Annotated in this window: 4 protein-coding genes and 1 pseudogene; all 5 read left to right on the top strand. The window is 68.2% G+C overall.

All coding sequences use genetic code 11. From position 1 onward, the window contains the following. Positions 1-127: 127 nt before the first annotated feature. Positions 128-490 (top strand): annotated as a pseudogene (locus tag MKK84_RS24115) (lactonase family protein); the annotation flags it as partial. Between the two features lie 136 nt (positions 491-626). Beyond that, positions 627-848 (top strand): Ldh family oxidoreductase, encoded by a 222-nt coding sequence (locus MKK84_RS24110; protein WP_243924460.1) that lies wholly within the window; start codon positions 627-629, stop codon positions 846-848. Next, the gene (locus MKK84_RS24105) at positions 800-1,099 is read left to right on the top strand and encodes an Ldh family oxidoreductase (RefSeq protein ID WP_243924459.1); all 300 of its coding nucleotides are present in this window, start codon (positions 800-802) and stop codon (positions 1,097-1,099) included. Before MKK84_RS24110 ends, MKK84_RS24105 begins: the two co-directional genes overlap by 49 nt. Positions 1,100-1,419: 320 nt before the next feature. Continuing rightward, positions 1,420-2,778, top strand: coding sequence for an MFS transporter (locus MKK84_RS24100; RefSeq protein ID WP_243924457.1), 1,359 nt, complete (start codon positions 1,420-1,422; stop codon positions 2,776-2,778). 4 nt (positions 2,779-2,782) lie between these two features. Beyond that, positions 2,783-3,004: alpha/beta fold hydrolase (locus MKK84_RS24095; RefSeq protein ID WP_243924455.1), on the top strand; the 222-nt coding region annotated here is incomplete at its 3' end.

Genomic DNA, 3,004 nt, shown 5'->3' with positions numbered 1-3,004 from the left:
GGGATTGTATGGCTTCCGCAGTCATTGGCACGGAGAGACAGATCCGTAACCAAGCCGCCGAATGACCCGCGAAGGCCGACGGTAGCCCGGCGACCGGCTCACCTAGGAGGCGGGCAGCGGCCGCCTCTCGCCGCTCGAGATCGGCTCCACGCTGACGGCCAGCTGCCTCAAGACCAGCCACGCCGCCGTCATCGCGTTGACCCCGTGCGGTCGCTGGCTCTACGTGTCGAACCGTGGCGACGACAGCATCGCGGTCCTCGCGGTGGAGGCCGCGGGCCTGAGGCCGATGGCCTGGATCCCGACCGGGGGCGCGAAGCCGCGTTTCATCACGCTGGACCCCACCGGGCAGACGCTGCTGGTCGCGAACGAGGACAGCGATACGATCGTATCCTTCGCTGTGGATCAGGTCACCGGCGCTCTCGCCCGAACCGGGCAGGCGGTCGAGACCGGATCGCCCGTCTGCGTCGTGTTCGGCAGCCCGGCGGCATGATGGATCAGCGCTCCGCGCCAGAGCCGTTCGCTGCATGGCGGAGGGCCGCGCGCCGCCACGGCCTGCCGAACTCGGCGGTGGATGGTGGCCTTCCTACCCACAGATCGAATCCCCGTCCGACCCCGGATCCGCGCCCATGACCGACGAGCGAATTTCCCCAGACCGGCTGCGCGCCTTCGCGACGGCCGCCTACGCGACCACCGGCATGCTGGAGGATCGGGCAGCACTGTGCGCCGACACGCTCGTGCAGGCCGATCTCTGGGGGCACCAGTCGCACGGCGTCATGCGGTTGCCCCCTTCGGACCCGGGGTGCACGGGCCGTATCAGGCCCGGGAACGCAGCGGCGCCGGTCACCTGATGATCGCCCTCGACATCGCGGCCTTCCAGCCGATCGATAGCTTCGGCGCGCGTATGGACGAGATGATCGCGGGCCTGAAGGCCGTCCCGCTGGCACAGGGATACGACGAGGTCTTCTATCCCGGCGAGATCGAGGCTCGGAACGACGCTGACCATCGCCGCGCCGGGTTGCAGTTGCCCGACGACACGCTGGACGACTTGCGAACACTCGCGGTCGAGATCGGGCTCGCGGACCGGCTTCCGTTCCCCTGAGCGGCGCGGCGTCCGGGGCTTGGCATGGGAACACTCCGGTCAGCGTGAAGCGCTGCCACGGCCCCGGACCGAGCAATCTCTGCTGGCGCGGTGACACGGCCGCGGATCCTGTCCCGGTCAGTCTGTAAGCGGCGCGGGGAGCCTCCTGCGCCGCTCGTCACCCGCGCCCCCCAATAACGCGCGCTGTGCACTCTGCCGAACGCTCAGCGCCAAGCGGCTTGAATCACCGGGGCGACAAGTCGATGGGTGATGGACCCGAATTTGCAGCGATATTCGAGCGAAGAGCCGAAACAATCAGAACAGTCGAGTTGCTGAATACGATGCCACAGATAAATCCGGGTCAGCTGCTCGAAAGCCTCGATCGATCGGCGCTCACGCCCAAACACTGGCGCATGTACGTGACGGCCGCGCTCGGCCATCTATTCGACGGCTTCGACATCAATATGATGGGCTTCGCGCTGCCCGGCATCGTCGCGGCCTTCGCGCTTAGCCCGGCTCAAGCGGGCATCCTCGCCTCGAGCGTCTTCATCGGCATGCTAATCGGCTCGACCTGTGTCGGCTTCCTCGCCGACCGGTTCGGACGCAAGTGGACGATGGTCGGCGCGATCACCGCCTATTGCGCCCTCAGCTTCGCCGTCGCGTTCGCGTGGAGCCACGACTCACTCCTGATGCTGCGGATCCTCCAGGGTATCGGTTTGGGGGCGGAGGTGCCGCTCGTCTTCACGTACCTCTCCGAGTTCATCCCGACGCGCCGGCGCGGCCTCATGCTCGCCTCGACCGTGGCGTTCTGGCAAGGCTCGAGCTTCATCGCGGCGATGGTCGCCCTCTTCATCATCCCGGCGTTCACGTGGCGGGGGATGTTCATCGCGGGAGCCGTTCCGGGCCTCATGCTGATCGGGCTGTGGGCCGTTCTGCCCGAGTCCGTCCGCTTCCTCATCGCCCGCGGACGCCTCGATGAGGCTGGCCGCATCGTCGACGGTCTCAGCACCATCGATCCGCGAACGCTGCCGACGAGCGTGCATCGACCGCCGGTCGAGCCGGCGCGCCTGAGCGCGATCCTGCGCGGCGGCTATCTACGGCCGACCGCGAGCATCTGGCTGATGCAGCTCACCGGCGGGGCTGTGTTCTTCGCCGTGGCGATCTGGCTGCCATCGATCTTCGCGCGGATGGGCTTTCCGGTCGTCAAAAGCTTCGCGTTCACCGGACTCATCGCCGGGACGGGCGCGCTAGGCAACATCGCGGGCGGCCTGCTGCTGGATCGCTGGGGGCGGCGCACGACCGTCCCGGTGTTCCTCTGCGTCGGCGGGCTCCTCATGTTCGCGTGGGGGCAGACCACCGAGTCCTGGTCCATTCTCGGGCTCGGCGCGCTGACGGCATTCTTCGCTTCGGGCGGTGCGGGCGGTCCACTCTTCGCCTACACGAGCGAGGTCTACCCGACGCGGTACCGCGCGGTCGGGACGGGCTGGGCCGCGGCCTGGCAGAGGATCGGCGGGATCGTCGCGGCGCCGATGCTCGGATGGATGCTGGGCAGCGGCGCCCCCAACTACGCCTTCTTCACCGCCTTGGGCGTGCTGCTGCTGATCGGGGGGATCGGGGGCTACCTCCTCGGCTACGAGACGCGCGGCAAATCGCTGGAAGCGGTCGCGGCGGAACTCGCCGGGACGACGGGTCAGGTCTGAGACGATGCCGCATTTCGAACGCGACGGACGCCGGCTGCACTACGAGGTGCTCGGCCGGGGCGATCCCGTGATGCTGATTCACGGTTTCACGAACGCCGGGTGGTCCTGGATGAACCAGGTCGCCGCCCTGGTGTTCGCCGGCTACAGCGTGATCCTGCCCGATCTGCGCGGGCACGGCCTGTCGGATCCCGCCGCCGACGTCACCACCGTGGACGATCTGACCCGG

Source organism: Methylobacterium sp. E-065 (assembly GCF_022829605.1).
Classification (GTDB): domain Bacteria; phylum Pseudomonadota; class Alphaproteobacteria; order Rhizobiales; family Beijerinckiaceae; genus Methylobacterium.
The sequence above is the reverse complement of the archived record's forward strand: the minus strand, read 5'-3'. Positions and strand labels throughout refer to the sequence as shown.